The 16,524-nt window shown below is 64.5% G+C and carries 18 protein-coding genes; 6 read left to right on the top strand and 12 right to left on the bottom strand.

What is annotated here, in order from left to right:
* Positions 1–180: 180 nt before the first annotated feature.
* Positions 181–648: a hypothetical protein gene (locus MMG85_RS15905; protein ID WP_241046919.1), complete on the bottom strand. Its 468-nt coding sequence runs from the start codon at positions 646–648 to the stop codon at positions 181–183.
* 692 nt (positions 649–1,340) lie between these two features.
* Between MMG85_RS15905 and MMG85_RS15900 the strand changes: the two genes are divergently transcribed.
* Both MMG85_RS15900 and MMG85_RS15895 read left to right on the top strand, forming a co-directional pair.
* The gene (locus MMG85_RS15900; RefSeq protein ID WP_241046918.1) at positions 1,341–2,015 is read left to right on the top strand and encodes a hypothetical protein; all 675 of its coding nucleotides are present in this window, start codon (positions 1,341–1,343) and stop codon (positions 2,013–2,015) included.
* 175 nt (positions 2,016–2,190) lie between these two features.
* Entirely contained in the window at positions 2,191–2,661 is a 471-nt protein-coding gene (locus MMG85_RS15895; RefSeq protein ID WP_241046917.1) for a nuclear transport factor 2 family protein, read from the top strand.
* A gap of 101 nt (positions 2,662–2,762) precedes the next feature.
* On the opposite strand, the gene MMG85_RS15890 is transcribed toward MMG85_RS15895, so the two are convergent.
* The 11 genes from MMG85_RS15890 to MMG85_RS15840 form a co-directional block, all read right to left on the bottom strand.
* Positions 2,763–3,188, bottom strand: a complete 426-nt coding sequence (locus MMG85_RS15890) for a hypothetical protein (RefSeq protein WP_241046916.1) — start codon at positions 3,186–3,188, stop codon at positions 2,763–2,765.
* A 248-nt stretch (positions 3,189–3,436) separates the two neighbouring features.
* Positions 3,437–4,183: a hypothetical protein gene (locus tag MMG85_RS15885; protein ID WP_241046915.1), complete on the bottom strand. Its 747-nt coding sequence runs from the start codon at positions 4,181–4,183 to the stop codon at positions 3,437–3,439.
* 293 nt (positions 4,184–4,476) lie between these two features.
* A complete protein-coding gene (locus MMG85_RS15880) occupies positions 4,477–5,691 on the bottom strand; it encodes a hypothetical protein (protein ID WP_241046914.1) in 1,215 nt (404 codons plus the stop codon).
* Between the two features lie 44 nt (positions 5,692–5,735).
* Positions 5,736–6,524, bottom strand: coding sequence for a sel1 repeat family protein (locus MMG85_RS15875; protein ID WP_241046913.1), 789 nt, complete (start codon positions 6,522–6,524; stop codon positions 5,736–5,738).
* Positions 6,525–6,548: 24 nt separating this feature from the next.
* Entirely contained in the window at positions 6,549–7,253 is a 705-nt protein-coding gene (locus tag MMG85_RS15870) for a hypothetical protein (protein WP_241046912.1), read from the bottom strand.
* A 35-nt stretch (positions 7,254–7,288) separates the two neighbouring features.
* Complete coding sequence (locus tag MMG85_RS15865; RefSeq protein WP_241046911.1) at positions 7,289–7,771, bottom strand: hypothetical protein; 483 nt, start codon at positions 7,769–7,771, stop codon at positions 7,289–7,291.
* 62 nt (positions 7,772–7,833) lie between these two features.
* The gene (locus MMG85_RS15860; protein ID WP_241046910.1) at positions 7,834–8,184 is read right to left on the bottom strand and encodes a hypothetical protein; all 351 of its coding nucleotides are present in this window, start codon (positions 8,182–8,184) and stop codon (positions 7,834–7,836) included.
* A gap of 65 nt (positions 8,185–8,249) precedes the next feature.
* Positions 8,250–8,936, bottom strand: coding sequence for a serine protease (locus MMG85_RS15855; RefSeq protein WP_241046909.1), 687 nt, complete (start codon positions 8,934–8,936; stop codon positions 8,250–8,252).
* Positions 8,903–9,712 carry an NrdJb gene (locus MMG85_RS15850; protein ID WP_241046908.1) on the bottom strand — a complete coding sequence of 270 codons (810 nt, stop codon included), beginning with the start codon at positions 9,710–9,712 and terminating at the stop codon, positions 8,903–8,905. The genes MMG85_RS15855 and MMG85_RS15850 overlap by 34 nt, the downstream gene beginning before the upstream one ends.
* A 121-nt stretch (positions 9,713–9,833) precedes the next feature.
* On the bottom strand, positions 9,834–10,418 hold the full coding sequence (locus tag MMG85_RS15845) for a hypothetical protein (RefSeq protein WP_241046907.1): 585 nt from the start codon (positions 10,416–10,418) through the stop codon (positions 9,834–9,836).
* Positions 10,419–10,680: 262 nt separating this feature from the next.
* Positions 10,681–12,831 (bottom strand): adenosylcobalamin-dependent ribonucleoside-diphosphate reductase, encoded by a 2,151-nt coding sequence (locus MMG85_RS15840; RefSeq protein ID WP_241046906.1) that lies wholly within the window; start codon positions 12,829–12,831, stop codon positions 10,681–10,683.
* A gap of 553 nt (positions 12,832–13,384) precedes the next feature.
* On the opposite strand from MMG85_RS15840, the gene MMG85_RS15835 reads away from it, so the two are divergent.
* The 4 genes from MMG85_RS15835 (at position 13,385) to MMG85_RS15820 (ending at position 16,328) form a co-directional block, all read left to right on the top strand.
* Positions 13,385–14,851 carry a Do family serine endopeptidase gene (locus MMG85_RS15835; protein WP_241046944.1) on the top strand — a complete coding sequence of 489 codons (1,467 nt, stop codon included), beginning with the start codon at positions 13,385–13,387 and terminating at the stop codon, positions 14,849–14,851.
* A gap of 194 nt (positions 14,852–15,045) precedes the next feature.
* Complete coding sequence (locus MMG85_RS15830; protein WP_055941183.1) at positions 15,046–15,411, top strand: hypothetical protein; 366 nt, start codon at positions 15,046–15,048, stop codon at positions 15,409–15,411.
* A 9-nt stretch (positions 15,412–15,420) separates the two neighbouring features.
* The gene (locus MMG85_RS15825; RefSeq protein WP_241046905.1) at positions 15,421–15,900 is read left to right on the top strand and encodes a phage holin family protein; all 480 of its coding nucleotides are present in this window, start codon (positions 15,421–15,423) and stop codon (positions 15,898–15,900) included.
* Complete coding sequence (locus MMG85_RS15820; protein WP_241046904.1) at positions 15,900–16,328, top strand: hypothetical protein; 429 nt, start codon at positions 15,900–15,902, stop codon at positions 16,326–16,328. Before MMG85_RS15825 ends, MMG85_RS15820 begins: the two co-directional genes overlap by 1 nt.
* Positions 16,329–16,524 lie beyond the last annotated feature (196 nt).

Below are 16,524 nucleotides of genomic sequence, written 5' to 3'. Positions count from 1 at the left end.
GCTTCGACGGCGGATAGCTCTATCGGCGCCGTACTGTCCGGCCAGGCCGGCGGCCTGGGCCGGCATCGGAAGGCTCCGTGTAGCGCGCTCCCGGGTGCGCTGCGCTTCCCCGGGCTACGTCTGATGGCGACTTCACAAGAAGGGCGAGCCGAAGCTCGCCTTTCTTGCATAGTGCCGCACTCACACCGCCGGCTCAGGCTCCTGCCGCCGCTTACGGTTGAACCGGGCACCCAGGGCCTCCTTCAGGGTGTCCAGCCCATCGCCGCGGCCGGCGACCTTGAGGTGGGCGTAGCCTTCCAGTGAGGCGACCATCAGGTCGCTGCCGAGCGCCATTTCGGTGTCGACCATGCGGTCGTACAGGCGCTGCAGGCGGTTAAGCAACGGGCGCAGTATGTCGAGGGCGGCGAGGTCGGCTTGGTACTCCTCCAGACTGAAGCCGCGCGGCAAGACGTCCTGGTGGTTGGCCAAGGTGGTGACAGCGGCGCGGCAGAAGGCTTCGGACTTGTCGCCCATCTTGGTCAGCTCGCGGCGCTCGTCGGGGCTCAAGCCGATCAAACCGGTGAGGCGCTGTTCCATGGTGGTGATGGCGCCTTCGATGTCGGTGACGTCGTCGTTGGTCAGGCGCAGGGAAATACGGTTCTGGGGCATGGTCACTCCATTGATCATCGTGAAAGAACGTCGGCGCTTGACGCCGACGACCGCAGCCTAGCCTGCCTGCGCGCGCTTTACCTCTCACAAATACAGGGCCGCGATGGGGCGGATCGAGCACGGAATGCCAAGGGTCGGGCACGGAAAGCGATCGATGGCTTTCGGAATGTGAGGTGCGAGGCGAAAAGTGCCATCGATGGCTCTCGGGAAGCGATGGCATGGCCGTCGGAATGCCATCGATGGGTCTTTGAAAGCGATCGATGGCTTTCAATGTGAGCGCGATGGCTTGCAATGTGCCAGCGATGGCTTCGGAAAAGTGATCGATGGCTTCCGGAAAGCGATCGATGGGTTGAGGGTGCCTCGCGCGTAGGAATTCATGCACAGCGCGAGAGGCTCTGGGCACCGTCGATGGGGCACGGAGCTTCGTCGGTGGCGCTTAATGTGAGAGTGATGGGGCTCGGAATGTCATCTCACGTAGGGTGGGCCTTGGCCCAGCGCCCAGGGTGCGCGAATGGCGTGCGGCGGTGGGTGTGAGGCCCGCCCCATGTGCTGCACGCGTGCACGCATTCGCACCACCCTTCCGTCGCTTCGTCGTCGCCAGCCGCGCTTCGTCCGGGCGGCCTGTGCGCGATGCCGTGGCGCCCCGATACTGCCGCACCGCCCGCGTGCCGGGCATCGGACCCGGGACCTGCATGACCTCCGCGCATCTTGCGAACATCGCCGTCCATGTCGGCGCCGGCACCCTCGCCCTGCTGATCGGCTTCGCGATGCTCGCGCGCCGCAAGGGCACCGCCGCGCACCGGCGGTTGGGCAAGGTGTTCTGCTTGCTTGCACTGGTGGTGTCGCTGTCGGCGGCGGTCGGCACGCTGTGGTTCCGCTTCATCCCGGTGTTCGCGGTGCTGACGGTGCTGGTGCCGTATCAACTGGTCAGCGGCTGGCGGTCCATCCATACGCGCGAACGCGGGCCGTCGGGCATCGATGCGGCGTGGACACTGGCGGCGCTGGCCCTGGCGCTGATGCTCACGCCGACGCTGGTTGCGGCGCCGGGGCGGCCGGACATCGTGGCGTATGCGTCGCTCGGCACCCTCTTCCTGCTGTTGGCCTACGACGCGGTGCGGTGGCTGTTTCCTCTCCGCTGGTTCGCCACGCTCTGGCGCTATGACCACGTCTACAAGCTGGTCGCCTCGTTATTCGCCCTGCTCTCGGCGCTGGTGGGCAACGTGATTCGGGCGGGACAGCCGTGGTCGCAGATCGCGCCGTCGGCGATCGGTCTGCTGACGATCGGCTACTTCTTCGTGCAGTTGCGAAGGCAGCAGGTCGCGGCGCGGTCGGCGGGTTACGGGCAAACGGATGCCGCAGCGTCGTAGCACCGTAGGGTGGGCTTTGGCCCACCGTGTGGGGATACGCAGGGCTCGCGCGGGCGCTGCGGGGCGGCCCGGCCTGCGGTGTACGATGCGCCCCAGGGGAAGGCTGGCTCGTCGGGGCGCCGTGCATCGGTGCGACGGTGGGCTGCGACATTCAGATGCTCTGCGGAGAGGCCCGATGAAGCACGCGCTGCACGTACTGCTGTTGATGGTGGCCCTGCTCGCGCCGGCCCACGCCCATGCCGACGACGCGCCGCCGTCGGTGCAGGCGCAAGTGATGCCGCTGCTCGACGAGATGATGGCGGCGGCCAATGCGCACGATACGGACCGGTTCATGGCGCTGTATGCGCGCGGCGATGCGCTGGTCGTGCAGTTCGACGACCAGACGCTGCGCGGGTGGCAGACGGTGCGGGACCAGCAGGACGAATGGTGGGCCGGCGGTACGTCCGATGCCGTCTACCGCTACCGTTCGGCGCCGGAGATCACCGTGATCGCGCCGGATGTGGTCAGCACGCTGCAGTCGATGGAGGTGGCCAGCACGATGCCCGATGGCAAGCAGGGCAACGTGCGGGTGATCGCCACGTCGGTCTGGCGGAAGCTGCCGGAAGGGTGGCGCATCGTGGTGGCGCACGAGTCGTTGATCCAGTAGCCCGGGCAAGGCCGAAGGCCGCACCCGGGGGCTCGGAACGTATCCGTACACGTCGTCCCGGGTGCGCTGCGCTTACCCGGGCTACGTGTCTAGGTGCCTGGCTAACCGGCCTTGGCCGCAAACCACCGACGGCTGGCAGGCAGCAACAGCAGAACCGTCACTGCGATGCGCAGTACCGCAGCGAGGCAGGCATGCCACTGCTCCGGCGAGAGGCCACGCCAGAGCATGCGGATCAGGAAGAAGGCCGTGACCGCTGTGGTCAGGACCAGCCATAGCCTGGCCCACTGCCAGCGCCGCCACAGGGCGAACGTCATCACCAGGGTGTAGACGCCCATTGCCGCCATGCTGGGCACGAACAGCTCGAACCTCGACATGGGCGTACCGATCAGCGGGACGACTTCGAGCGGATAGATGACCAGGTAGATCGCCAGCGCCGCCATCATCGGCGGCGGCATGCGCATGGGGGTGCGCTCCGTCTCGACCAGCACGGCGTGTGGGGCGTCGTAGGGGTTGGGGGTTTCAGTCATGGCGAGGCGGGGTGGCAATGGACTTCATCGCCAACGCTTCGGCCAGCAGCGACTCGTAGAGCTGCAGGCGGATGCGCTTGAGGTTGCGGACGGTCGTGACGACATTGGTTTGTTTGGATCAACGTCCGGGTTGATGGGTATCGCCTCGCTCAAGCCATCCTGCTTGCTATGGCGTGCAGTAGTCGCCCTAGCAACGACTTGAGAAATGTACTCTGACCGCTATTCTCAAAGGGCGGCTTGAGTCCGCCCTACTTGTCTCGAGGAGGCTTCGCAGTTAATTGATGGGTGAACCGCGCAGCCCACCATTTCCTGACAAGTCGCTTAGCAGCCGCCATTAGTGCCTTAGCGCGATCACTACGCTGTTTCGCGCGCTCCTTTGCTCGCTCCCGCGCCAGCACGGCGCTGCTGCAGGCATTGGGGGCGTGCTTCACCACGTATGCGTAGTCTCCAGCGGCAAAGACCAGAAGCATGACGTGCACCAGACATGCGATGCCCATACCGCTGAGAACGAGCCCCACGACTACGGTTTGTATGCCAACGCTACCCAACACCAACTTCAGGCCAAAGACCATGAATAAGCAGTACGCCAAGACGCCGAAAAGAAACTCCAGCGCCAAGCCCACATCGTGATTCCTGTGCTGCCGCGTCCACACCAGAGATCCTTCTTTGAAAGCGAATCTTCGGTATGAGATAACCATCCGATAAAGAAGCGAAGACGTATGGTCGGTCGCCAGAAAGGCGCGAATGAGAGGCGCACAAAGATTGACCCCATAACCATATCGAATAATGCCCTCCAGCCAGAATCCATCGTGCGCGGCACGAACGGGATCCCACATCTGCAGGAATGCCTCTCTCCTCTTTGCTCGCTCTGAAACGAGCACATGCCACCCTTTCGACAGCCCAACAAGGACGACGACAAGTAGGCCCACTAATGCGCTAATTCCTTGGACCCCGAAGAGATCGTCCACCAGGCCCATCGTCTCTGCGTTCAACATTTATCAGCCTCCTGCCTGTTGTAAAGGCACAATCCTGCCGCGTTTAGTTCTCGCGCCGTGAGACAGATGCACCACGCCGTCCTGTCTTGCCACGCAGGACGGCCATGAGCCAACGGTCGGCGTTCGCGGATACGTCTACCGCCGGGCTTGAGCGCGCTCTACTCGCTTCGGCATGAAGCACGTAGCCACGGCAAGATCGAAGGCCGCACCCGGGAATGAGGCCTGTCCGTGCAAAGCGCAACGAGTGCGCTGCGCTACCCGGACTACGCTGGCTTCGATGCACTTAGGCTCCGCTACGCTGACTGCGTCATCAATCCGGCCGCCTGGGACGCAAAACCCACCAAGGCTTCGACGTTCGCCGCTTTGACCACCGTGTACGCGCGACGCTGATTGGGTGCAACGGTGAACGGCGTGCTTAAGGCAAGCAAGCGATCCGCGACCTCGTCATGCCCGGCACCCCGCAGGTAGCTGAAGAGCACGAACATGCGCCCATCCGTCTTGATAGTCAGAAAGCGCTGCTGTCCGCCTTCCCGACCCACGCGGTACAGATTCATCGAGCCGACTTTCAGCTCCAGCCGAATCCGGCCAGGGGCGGCGGATCGAACTGCTTCGAAGGCCCGGACGATCCGCTCAATCTCCGGCAGGATGTGCGGCGCGGCGCGACCGGCCTCCTCAAGGAAGGCATCGATGGAAACCAGCAGGCTGCCGCGTGATTGCACTGCCGGGCTGTCGCTTTCAGACAGGTGTTCGACCACCACTTTTGCCTTGGGATTCTCGCCCTCCACCTTGACGCGGACCACTTGGCGGACGTCCGCCTGCACCGTACCCAGAAGTTCCGGCACTACCAGAAGCGTATCGGCGCCGATCTCCCTGTAGACATTCAGGTCGATCATGGCGAGGTCCCACTCATTGGTCAGGTGGCGCGCCAACAGCGCTTGTGAAAGCCGCAGCGCGCGGGGGTCCAAGGCGTCGCCAGCGACGACCAGCAGGAACTTGCCCGACTGCAACGCGTCGACCAGATCAGACTCGTCCGGCGCGTGTGGGGAAGCGGGGAGCTCCGGCAAGTCTTCGCGGTCGGTGTCCTGCAGCGAGAGGGCGTAGTCAAGCACCTGCGCCACGACCTCGCGGCGCTTCTGGGGGTTGTAAGACAGCTTGGTTTCCACGATGCCGATGCGGCCGTACGAGGACACCAGCAACACATCGATCGGTCCGGAGCCGAAGTTGCTCTCGATGCGCCAAGGAAGCCACGTCTCGTCCGCCGTGACGCGCCCGGCTTCGCGACAGGGCGCTATGACCAGCTCCGGATTATCGAAGATGGCGTCGCGGAACCAAGTTTCCTGCAAGCCGAGATCACGCGCGAGGACGCGCTCGAACCGAGGTTTGGGTGCTGCTTGCTTGCCCGCGCTGACTACGAAGAGATGGGTGCCAATGGACTTCAACGCGGTCTCCGGAAAAGTGATGTACAAATGCCGCGACAGATCATGCCGATCACCGGCACTCTGTGCCACTGGGCCATCTATGTTGCGGTCGCAGGCCGACCCCCACCTGTCGATTAATTGCAGAACCCGCTAACACTTACGTACACGGTGTCGCCGACGGACGATCCGGACACGAAATGGCTGCAGTACACCGGCTTGGTCATGGTCAGGGGTTGCGTGCCGACGGCGCGGATAGTTGGCGCGGCGGGAGCAGCAGGGATGGTCGTCTTGCTGGGCGACACCACGACGGGCTGCGCCGCCTTCGCTACGGCATAGACCGTAGCGGTATCCACGAGGAAACGCGCCAGGTCCCTGACCATGCGATCGCGATCCGCAGCCTGCCCTCGCGCGAGTTCGTTCTTGGCGTGCTCCATAGCGACGGAATAGGAGTTCGGCGTGACGGCGGTCGGCACCTTCTCTCCGGCGCGCTGCAGGAAAACGGCGGCCTCCGCACTGCCCTCCATGGCAGCGGAGGTAAGCCAGGCCAGACCGGCTTCCTTGTCCTGGGCTACCCCATCCCCCTCATAGAACATCTTGCCCAGCTTCCACTGGGATTCGGGCAGATGCTTGACGGCAGCGCTCTGGTACCACCGCGCGGCTTCAACCTTGTTCGGGCTAAGCGCTGCCTTCTCGCATCCCCTGAAGTGGAGATCGCCCAGCAAGTCATACGCCCGGAACCCCATCTTGTCGGGGTTGTACATGATGTAGGCATCGCTTGAGCCAGGAGGCCAGTACTTGACGAAGTTCTCCGCTCGCTTGAGCGTCGTAGCGCACTTCTTTGGGCTGAGTTGGTCCTCGCGTTCGGCGAAATCGCTGGACGTGGATGCCAGCGCGAAGAAGAAAAGAGAGGCCGAGATCAACATCCAGTACTCCTATCGACTAATGACTCAACCTTCGATCAACTTCTTCGGGAATGATGGCGCCGCGCGGGCATCCGCGAACAGCACCATACCGATCTTCCATGCCCCTTCGTCAGGAAACTGGGAATAGAAGGTCTTGCTTGTGTAAGTACGCCTCAGCAGTGGCCTGCTCCTGCTTTGCACGAACTCAGATGCAAGATCGTTAATACGCGACGTAAGTACTTCAAGCTTCTCCTTTGCCAACTTCTTCTCTGCGGAGAGCAAGGATTTCTGTTTGTAGTCGGCCGTCGCAAAGAAGACAAATGCGCAGAACTGGTACGAAGAGTCCGTGCTCGCTGTCAGCGTCCGCGTTAGCCGCTCGAAATCGCCTCTGAACAGTGCGGTGTTCATGACCCTCACGCCGTTCTTCACTTCGATCGCGACCCTTGGACGTTCGTTAGCCCAGTAATGAACCAGGTCATATCGACCTTGCATCCGGTCTCGCTTGCTCGGCTTTCCGCACCGGATGGCCCCCGCCTCTTCTCGGCACGCGGCTACCGGAACCTCCAGATGGGTAGCTCCCTTGCACTTGGACAACGCCTCGAAGATGCCCCCCGTCAGGAAGTGCTCACTGGCATCACTCAACCTGCAACCCCCCGTCGCGCGATCGAACACTTTGGCCGAACGGAGCGCACCCGCAAAGATCTGGCTGATGATCCTGTCTGCCGCTTCCATGCCCTTCTTGCTGCTCATTGAGTCTCCATTGCTTGTGGTTGTCCTTTGAAAGATCAGCGCGCGCAGCCAACTGATCGCGGAGTCACGGGGTAACAGTCGCCCACTGACTTCCCATCGAGCGGGCAATAGATGTGGTTGGACCGCGCCGTGATCTGGGTCCAGCTATTGCCATCGCGATACAGCAGCGCGCCGCCGGCGCAGCGGTAGCCGGGTGGAACGGGATGGATGACGGCGGCGGGACCGGGCGGAGGAATAGCGATTGTGCGGAGGGCGGCCTGCGCCTGACGCTCCAGCTTGGCGGTTTCCTGCTTGAGGACCTGCAGCACCTGCTCAGCGTCACGTCGGGCTTGGTAACGCTCGTAGGCGTTGAAGATCAGCAGTGCGGCGAGTACGCCGATGCCGACGGCCACGCCGATCTTCCAGGCGAAGCCGTCGTTGTCACGAGAGTGAGGTGGCAGTGATGGGCCGCGATAGTTGAGCGGACGGAGCTCCACGTCCTGCGTGTCCTTGTCGAACTTGGGCTCCTGACGTTCCATGGCATCCCTTTGCCTTGTCGTCCCGATCGATGGGTATCGCTTCGCTCAACCCATCCTACGCGCTATCCGACAGCACAGTATGCCTGTACACCCATTTTTGCCACTGCATATAGGAGCAATGCGACAGCGGGCGCCAACAAAGTCGCCGCATAACCGATCGTCGCTCCGATTGCTCCGGAAACCGCCGAGATGATGACAGCTTTGGAGATGGGCGCTTCTTTGGCAAATGAGCTCTTTACATCCGAGTAAGCAGTTTCATCACAGATGAATTTGCGAAACTCTGCTTTAAAACGATCCCAGAAAGGCTTTGGATCAGATATCCCGCCGAATGGGACAATCTGACTACACCCCGTGGCACTCAGCCACTCCTGCGCCGCAGCTTCCTCATCAGAGTTAAGTAAGAAGGATTTCAAGTGCGCGCGCTGAAAGGGCTTCAGGGAGCCGAGCCAATCCTCGAGATCTCCTGCAGGTAGAACAATCACAACATCTCCCTCAAGTACTCGGCAGGAACGCAATGAGTTGTCTGATGCAACTCTCTCGGATTGATGCCTCCAAGCGATATACCATCTCGGCCGGGAGCCCATGCACCAATCAAGACCCCTACAACCCCTCCGCTGGCGGGGTCAAAAACCAACGACCCCGACTGCCCAGGACGTGCCTGGACATTAATAACAGCATGCTTCGTAGTGACGTTCTTTTCAGTGATTTTTACCTTGGCACCGAGCTCTGCCTTTTGAAAAGTAAGAGCCCTCCTGCCTTCTGTGCAATGGGGATAGCCGAAGATTCCAACCTCCGCGCCAACATCCACTTTGTCAAATGACGTGAGGGGCGGCAATGTTCCACTGAACCCGAGATCTGCCTTCAAAACTGCAAGGTCGCGGATTGGATCCAATTCGACAACCGAAACATTGACCGGAGTGCATCTCGTATCCGACAAATCTTGATACTCATTCATGCTTTTTATGTGTGGCATGAGAATAACCAGATTGGCTGGATCAACGCCCACAACGTGCTGCGTGGTAGCAATGTAGCCATCAGCTCGAAACAAGAACCCAGTTCCAAGCATCTGCACGCCATCGGGCATCAGGCGGCCAATGACGTAGGTGATCTGCGTGAAGAGATCCAAATTTCTCACCCGCACTTCGAATAACCACAGTTCAAGCACGTCGCGCACCCGTCCATGATGACGAGCGCCTTGGTGTTGCACTTGTGGCAGAGCGTGGCGGAGGGCGGGAAGCTGGCGCCATCGCCGGTCACGGCGATGTCCTCGGCGGCGCCCTGCGCGGGCGCGGCCGGTGCAACGGGCGCGGCGGCGGGGGCCACGCTTACGTCAGAGTTTTTTTTTGCGCGGTCTTCGTACTGCTTGCGCTTCTCGGCCAGGATGGCGCGCTGGTGGGCGCTCATTTCCGGGTCGTGGATCAGGCCGATCGACTTCATGTGCTCTTCCACGATGGCGCCCAGCTCGGCCACCAGCGACGGCATGTACACGCCACCGGCCTTGAAGTAACCCCCGCGCGGATCGAACACGGCCTTCATCTCGTCCACCAGGAACGTCACGTCGCCGCCCTTGCGGAACACCGCCGACATGATGCGCGTCAGCGCCACGATCCACTGGAAATGCTCCATGGACTTGCTGTTGACGAAGATCTCGAACGGACGGCGCAGCTCGTGCTCCGTGCCCGCGTTCAACACGATGTCATTGATGGTCACGTACATGGCGTGTTCCACCAGCGGCGACTTGATCTTGTACGTACTGCCGATCAGGACTTCCGGGCGCTCGATGCGCTCGTGCATCTGGATGATGTTGTCCTGCGGCACTTCCTTTTCCACCGTCTCGCGCGGCACCGACGCCACCGGGATCGCGGCTGCGGCTTCGCGCGCCTTGTCCTCGGGGGTGAGCACGCTGTAGCCCTTGATTTTCTTGTCGATCTTGACGGCCATGACGGTGGAATCCTGTTCGTATTCGGTGTGGTGTCGTGAATGGGCGGCGCCTGGCCTTCCGGGCCGGCTTCCGCCCCAACCCTCCCCCGGACCCGGGGGAGGAGGGGTGAAGCATCAGGTCTTACTTACGGGCGGCTTTTTTCGCCGCTTTCTTCGGGGCTGCCTTGCGGACGGCTTTCTTGGCCGCCTTCTTCGGCGCGGCTTTCTTCGCCGCTTTCTTCACGGGCGCCTTGCGGGCGACCTTCTTCACTGCCTTCTTGGCGGCCTTCTTGACCGGCGCCTTCTTGGCGGCGGCCTTGCGGGCGACCTTCTTCACCGCCTTCTTGGCGGCGGTCTTCTTGGTGGCGGCTTTCTTGGTGGCCGACTTCTTGGTCGCCTTCTTGGCCGTCTTCTTGCCGGTCACCTTCTTCTGCAGGCTGGCGGCTTCGGCCTTGGCGGCGCTGCTGGCGGCGGCCAGCTTCTTCTTGGCCTTGGCGACGGTCTTCTTCACCGCCTTGGTGGCCTTGTCGGTGCGCTTGGCCACGGCCTTCTTCGCCTTGGCGATGTCGGCACTGACCGTCTTGCGCGCCTTCTTGGCCGCCTTCTTGGCCTTGGCGACCGTCTCGCTGGCGGTGGAGGCCACCGCTTCGCCGATGCCGGTGACTGTTTCTTTCACGCTCTCGGCGGCGCCGGAGAGCGTCGCCGTGACACCATTACCGTTGCTCATGTTGCCCTCCTAGTGGGCGAGTGGGTTGACGCTGCCGATGCTATACCCGATAGCGCGGGGTGGAACGGTGAAGCCGGTGAATCGGTGGTTCAACTTTCTGGAGCAGCCCCTTCCCCCGCATGCGGGGGAAGGGTGGGATGGGGGCGCTGTTTGCGCTGAGAGCAAGAGCCACTCGCTGCGCTCGCTCCCCCTCTCCCGCCCCTTCGCGGCACCCTCTCCCGCGAGGGGAGAGGGGTAACGCGGGCAAGGACGGGGGGTTGCCTCAGAACTTGCCGTAATACCCTTCCTTCAATGCGTCGAACAGGTTGGCGGCGGTGTGCATTTCGCCGTCGTATTCGATCTGCTCGTTGCCCTTCACTTCGATGGTGCTGCCGTCTTCCAGCTCGAAACGGTAGGTGGTGTTCTCCAGGTCGGCTTCCTTCACCAGCACGCCCTGGAAGGCGGCGGGGTTGAAGCGGAACGTGGTGCAGCCCTTCAGGCCCTGCTGGTGGGCGTAGCGGTAGATGTCCTTGAACTGCTCGTACGGGTAGTCCGTGGGCACGTTGGCGGTCTTGGAGATGGAGCTGTCCACCCACTTCTGCGCGGCGGCCTGGACGTCGACGTGTTCCTTGGGGGAGATGTCGTCGGCGGCGATGAAGTAGTCCGGCAGCTTGGCGTCCGCATCATCGGAGAACGGCATGGCCTTGCCGTTGACCAGTTCGCGGTAGGCCAGCAGCTCGTAGGAATAGACGTCGACCTTTTCCTTGGACTTCTTGCCTTCGCGGATCACGTTGCGGCTGTAGTGGTGCGCGAACGAGGGCTCGATGCCGTTGGAGGCGTTGTTGGCCAGCGACAGGCTGATGGTGCCGGTGGGGGCGATAGAGCTGTGGTGGGTGAAGCGGCTGCCGACTTCGGCCAGTTCGTCCACCAGCTCCGGGGCCACCGTGGCCACGCGCTGCATGTAGCGGCTGTACTTGGCGTGCAGCACCTTGCCGGGGATCTCCTGGCCGACCTTCCAGCCGTCGGTCGCCATTTCCGGGCGCTGGCGCAGCATGGCGGCGGTGACGGCGAAGCGCTCTTCCATGATCGGGGCGGGGCCCTTTTCCTTCGCCAGGGCCAGGCCCATTTCCCAGCCGGCCACGGCCATTTCGCGGGCGATGGCTTCGGTGAACTCGCAGGATTCGGCGCTGCCGTACTTGTGCTTGAGCATGGTCAGGGTGCTGCCCAGGCCCAGGAAGCCCATGCCGTGGCGGCGCTTGCGCAGGATCTCTTGGCGCTGCTGTTCCAGCGGCAGGCCGTTTACTTCGACCACGTTGTCGAGCATGCGGGTGAACACGCGCACGACTTCCTTGTATTCCTCCCAGTCGAAGCGGGCCTGGTCGGTGAACGGGTCGCGCACGAAGGTGGTCAGGTTGACCGAGCCCAGCAGGCAGGCGCCGTACGGCGGCAGCGGCTGCTCGCCGCAGGGGTTGGTGGCGCGGATGGTCTCGCACCACCAGTTGTTGTTCATCTCGTTGACGCGGTCGATCAGGATGAAGCCCGGCTCGGCGTAGTCGTACGTCGAGACCATGATCATGTCCCACAGATGACGGGCACGGATGTGGCCGTAGATCTTGCAGGCCACCAGGCCGTCGTCGCGGACGATGTAGTTCTTGTGGGTGGGCCACTCGCGCCAGACCACCTGGGCGGCGTCCTCGATGTCGATGTCGCCCTTTTCCTTGATGTTCACCGGGAACACCAGCGGCCAGTCGGCGTCGGTGTCGACCGCTTCCATGAAGCCGTCGGTGATCAGCAGCGACAGGTTGAACTGGCGCAGGCGGCCGTCTTCGCGCTTGGCGCGGATGAAGTCCTTGACGTCCGGGTGGGAGATTTCGAACGTGCCCATCTGCGCGCCGCGGCGGCCGCCGGCGGAGGACACGGTGAAGCACATCTTGTCGTAGATATCCATGAAGGACATCGGGCCGGAGGTGTACGCGCCGGCGCCGGCGACGAAGGCGCCCTTCGGGCGCAGGGTGCTGAATTCATAGCCGATGCCGCAGCCGGCCTTGAGGGTCAGGCCGGCTTCGTGGACCTTGTCCAGGATGCCGTCCATCGAGTCCTCGATGGTGCCGGAGACGGTGCAGTTGATGGTGCTGGTGGCCGGCTTGTGCTGCTGGGCGCCGGCGTTGGAGGTGATGCGGCCGGCCGGGATGGCGCCGCGGCGCAGCGCCCACACGAAGCGCTCGTACCAGTAAGCGCGCTTCTCGGGGGTGGCTTCGGCGTCGGCCAGGGCACGGGCCACGCGCTGGTAGGTACCGTCGATGTCGGCGTCGAGGGCCTCGCCCTGCTTGGTCTTCAGCCGGTACTTCTTGTCCCAGATGTCCTGGGACGCCGGTTGCATGGGGACCAGGGTGGGCTGTTCCGTCTTGATCGCCTCGAGGCGCACCGTACTCATGGTTGTGTTGTTCTCCTGAAAACGACTGGAACTTCTAATGACTGTGGTGGCGGACGGGCCAGCGCCCCTCCCGGTGTTTCATCGCGGTCCCGGACGACGGGGACGGCACGCCGGGCGGCCGCACTCGCTGCGCCGCACCGGTGGCCGGATTGTGGAAGTGGGACCTGCCGTTGCCGTGGTGCCCACTGCTTCCCTCGCCCTCATGCGCCAATCCCCAAAGGCGCCCGATTTCCCAAGCGCAAAGCCCGTAGGCGTTGTCGACAAAAACACCAGTGCTTGGGTCCGCCCCGTGCTGGACCGCAACATCTTGTGTCAGCACGAAGTCGCCAAACTACGCCCGGGGGTCCCCCCTGTCAACCGGATTGACATGACAATTGCATGGCGTGCACCCCACCGTCCGTCATCCCGCGGCGGGCGGCGTCGCACACCCGCGGGCAGTGAACTTCATTGCAGGTTTAGGGGTCGGTCAGCAGACTCATTCAGGTTCGCGGGAAGGCCGCCGGCCCCCGTTCCCTTCGACGCCACGAGCTGACGACCGACCATGAAGAAAGCGCTGCGCCCGCTCCCCACCCTGATCGCCCTGACCGCCGCCGCCGCGTTCGGCGGCTTTGCCGCCACCGGCCTCAACGAGCTGTTCCAGCAACCGGCCCAGGCCGCGCCCAGCGCCGCCGCCGTGCCGATGGCCGCCGCCCTGCCGACCACGGTGGACGGGCAGGCGCTGCCGTCGCTGGCACCGATGCTCAAGCGGGTCACCCCGGCGGTGGTCAGCGTGTACAGCCGGCAGACCGTGCGGGTGGCCAGTCCGCTGGGGCCGTTCGGCGACGACCCGGTGTTCCGCCGCATCCTGGGCATCCCCGACATGCCGCGCGAGCGGGTGGAGCGCGCGCTGGGCTCGGGGGTGATCGTCGATGCCACGCGCGGCTACGTGCTGACCAACCACCACGTGGTGGAGAACGCCGACGGCGTGTCGGTCACGCTGAGCGATGGCCGCCAGGTGGAAGCCGAGTTCATCGGCTCGGACCCGGACACCGACGTGGCGCTGATCCGCATTCCCACCCAGGGCCTGACCGCGGTGCCGATGGCCAACAGCGACCAGCTGCAGGTGGGTGACTTCGTCGTCGCGATGGGCAACCCCTACGGCCTGGGCCAGACGGTGACCTCGGGCATCGTCTCGGCGGTGGGCCGCAGCGGCATTCCGGTGGCCGGCTACCAGAACTTCATCCAGACCGACGCGTCGATCAATCCCGGCAACTCCGGCGGCGCGCTGGTCGACCTGCAGGGCCGGCTGGTCGGCATCAACACCGCCAGCTTCAACCCGCGCGGCAGCATGGCCGGCAACATCGGCCTGGGCTTCGCCATCCCGATCAACATGGCGCGCGGGATCATGGACCAGCTGATCGCCAACGACGGCGTGGTGCGCCGGGGCACGTTCGGGGTGGAATCGCAGGACCTGGACGAGCGCACCGCGCGCGCCCTGGGCCTGGAGCTGCCGCGCGGCGCCCTGGTGACGCGCGTGTATCCGGGCTCGGCCGCGGCCACTGCCGGCCTGCAGCCGGGTGACGTGGTGCTGTCGGCCAACGGCCAGCGCATCGACAACCGCGCGGCGCTGCACAACTTCGAGGGCCTGCAGCCGGTGGGCACGCGGGTGGCGCTGGACGTGCGCCGCGACGGCAAGCCGCTGCAGCTGAGCGTGGCGCTGAAGGAAGGCGTGCGCAACGCCGAGGGCGCCACGATCGACCCGCGCCTGAGCGGCGCCACGCTGAAGGAACTGGACGAGTCCGCGCGGCAGCAGCTGCGCGGAATGCTCCGTGGCGCACAGGGCGGCGTGCAGGTCGACAACGTGGTGCGCGACAGCCGCGCCTGGAACAACGGCCTGCGCCCCGGCGACATCATCGTGGGCAGCAGCAGCGGCGAATTCGGCGACCTGCCGGGCTTCCGCGCCAGCTTCGAGCGCAAGCCGGCGCAGCTGGTGGTGCAGATCCTGCGTGGACGCGGCACGGGGCGGCTGCTGATGCAGTGAGGGAGATGACGCGGGAATGGGGAACAGGGAATGGATTCTTGCGTCCGCCGAAAGTCGCCGGACTTCCGGCGACGATATCGCCTCATTCCCCATCCCCCATTCCCCATTCCCCATTCCCTGCTCCACCTAACAGCGCGTTCACCGCCGTGCATTACAGTGGCCCCATCCCCCGCCTGCAGGAGACACCCATGAGCATGCCCACCAATACCGATGCCCTGAAGTCCAACCTCGGCGAAGCCGGTTCGCACCTGGCCTCGGCCGCCGCCGCGGCCGGCGAAGCGATCAAGGGCGCCGCCAGCGCCGCCGGCGACGAACTGCGCCTGGGCAAGGCGCACGTGAAATCCGAACTGGCCGACGGCGCGCTGTCGGGCCTGGCCGCGGCCGAAGCCGGTGGCGGTGCCGCGCGCGAGCAGGTCGATGCACTGATGGACAAGGGCCGCGACCTGATCGACAGCGCCGCCGACCTGATCCGCGAACGCCCGATCGCCTCGTTCGGCGTGGCCTTCGCGGCCGGCTGGATCATCGCCAAGCTGGCGCGCAGCGGCGGCGGCGACAAGTAAGCCTGCCGCGTGAGCGACACGCCCCGCGACAACGACGTGCCACCGCCGCCCGACTTCATCGACAGCCTCAAGGAGGTCGGTGAAGCCGGGCGCGCTGCGTACGGCTCGGCCAGGGACACCGGCCGCGCGATGCGCGCGCTGGTGTCGGCCGACTTCGCGCTGGCCCGCAGCGCGTTCGGGCGTGCGCTCGCGTGGGCGTGCGTGGCGATCGTGTTCGGCGCCTCGGCCTGGCTGCTGATCACCGGCGCGCTGATCGCGCTGATGCAGCGTTTCGGCTTTTCGTGGCTGCAGTCGCTGTCGCTGGCGGCCTTCATCAGCCTGGCCATGACCGCGTTCGCGGCGTGGCGGGTGGGTCGCTATTTCGACTACACCGGCATGCACGCCACGCGCCGGCAGCTGTCGCGGCTGGGGCTGTTCGACGAGAACGGCAACAGCGACGACGACGAGGCGCTGCCCGCGTCGCCGCCACCCGGCAACGGAGGCCCCTGATGCGCTTCGAACAGTTGCAGCAGCACGTGGCCCGGGCCGAGAAGCGGGTGGAACTGCGCAGCGCGCAGTCCTCGCTGTACTGGACCATCCTCAAGCAATCGTGGCGCGAAGGCTGGACGCCGGCGCGGATCGTCATCGCCGGCGTGGTCAGCGGCTTCCTGGTCGGGCGTTCCGAACCGCTGCGCAGCCTGACCGGCGCGCGCTGGATGCAGATGTTCACCGCGGTCTCCAGCTTCCTGGCCACCGCGCAGGCGGCCGCCGCCGCCGAGACCGCCGAGCAGGCCGCCGACACCGCGCAGGACGCACAACAGCAGACCGAAGGCGTGGCCGAGGACGAACCGATGGTGGACGAGGCCTTCGACGAGGACGAGATCGTCGTCACCGCGCCCCGCCCGGCCGAAGCGGCAACCGAGCTGTCCGAGCGCTGACAGCGCCCGGGGCTGCTGTAGGAGCGACGTCAGTCGCGACCGCACGAAGGACGCGCCCATGGCACCCAACCTGTGCGGAAACACCGCGGCCGTCCCGTGCTCCCCTGGTCGTCACCGCTCGCGGTCGCGACTCACGTCGCTCCTACAGCGATGCCTGCACAATCGCGCATCCTTCCAGGCGGCCACCTGCCCATGA

It is taken from the genome of Pseudoxanthomonas sp. LH2527 (genome assembly GCF_022539275.1).
GTDB lineage: Bacteria > Pseudomonadota > Gammaproteobacteria > Xanthomonadales > Xanthomonadaceae > Pseudoxanthomonas_A.
Note: the sequence above shows the minus strand (reverse complement) of the source record. Positions and strands in the feature narration are given on the sequence as shown.

What these genes read in the sequence shown, in the direction of transcription:
- MMG85_RS15905 (WP_241046919.1), bottom strand. Translation starts at nt 648, where the DNA reads ATGCCCCAGAACCGTATTTCCCTGCGCCTGACCAACGACGACGTCACC.
- MMG85_RS15900 (WP_241046918.1), top strand. Translation starts at nt 1,341, where the DNA reads ATGACCTCCGCGCATCTTGCGAACATCGCCGTCCATGTCGGCGCCGGC.
- MMG85_RS15895 (WP_241046917.1), top strand. Translation starts at nt 2,191, where the DNA reads ATGAAGCACGCGCTGCACGTACTGCTGTTGATGGTGGCCCTGCTCGCG.
- MMG85_RS15890 (WP_241046916.1), bottom strand. Translation starts at nt 3,188, where the DNA reads ATGACTGAAACCCCCAACCCCTACGACGCCCCACACGCCGTGCTGGTC.
- MMG85_RS15885 (WP_241046915.1), bottom strand. Translation starts at nt 4,183, where the DNA reads ATGTTGAACGCAGAGACGATGGGCCTGGTGGACGATCTCTTCGGGGTC.
- MMG85_RS15875 (WP_241046913.1), bottom strand. Translation starts at nt 6,524, where the DNA reads ATGTTGATCTCGGCCTCTCTTTTCTTCTTCGCGCTGGCATCCACGTCC.
- MMG85_RS15870 (WP_241046912.1), bottom strand. Translation starts at nt 7,253, where the DNA reads ATGAGCAGCAAGAAGGGCATGGAAGCGGCAGACAGGATCATCAGCCAG.
- MMG85_RS15865 (WP_241046911.1), bottom strand. Translation starts at nt 7,771, where the DNA reads ATGGAACGTCAGGAGCCCAAGTTCGACAAGGACACGCAGGACGTGGAG.
- MMG85_RS15850 (WP_241046908.1), bottom strand. Translation starts at nt 9,712, where the DNA reads ATGGCCGTCAAGATCGACAAGAAAATCAAGGGCTACAGCGTGCTCACC.
- MMG85_RS15845 (WP_241046907.1), bottom strand. Translation starts at nt 10,418, where the DNA reads ATGAGCAACGGTAATGGTGTCACGGCGACGCTCTCCGGCGCCGCCGAG.
- MMG85_RS15840 (WP_241046906.1), bottom strand. Translation starts at nt 12,831, where the DNA reads ATGAGTACGGTGCGCCTCGAGGCGATCAAGACGGAACAGCCCACCCTG.
- MMG85_RS15830 (WP_055941183.1), top strand. Translation starts at nt 15,046, where the DNA reads ATGCCCACCAATACCGATGCCCTGAAGTCCAACCTCGGCGAAGCCGGT.
- MMG85_RS15820 (WP_241046904.1), top strand. Translation starts at nt 15,900, where the DNA reads ATGCGCTTCGAACAGTTGCAGCAGCACGTGGCCCGGGCCGAGAAGCGG.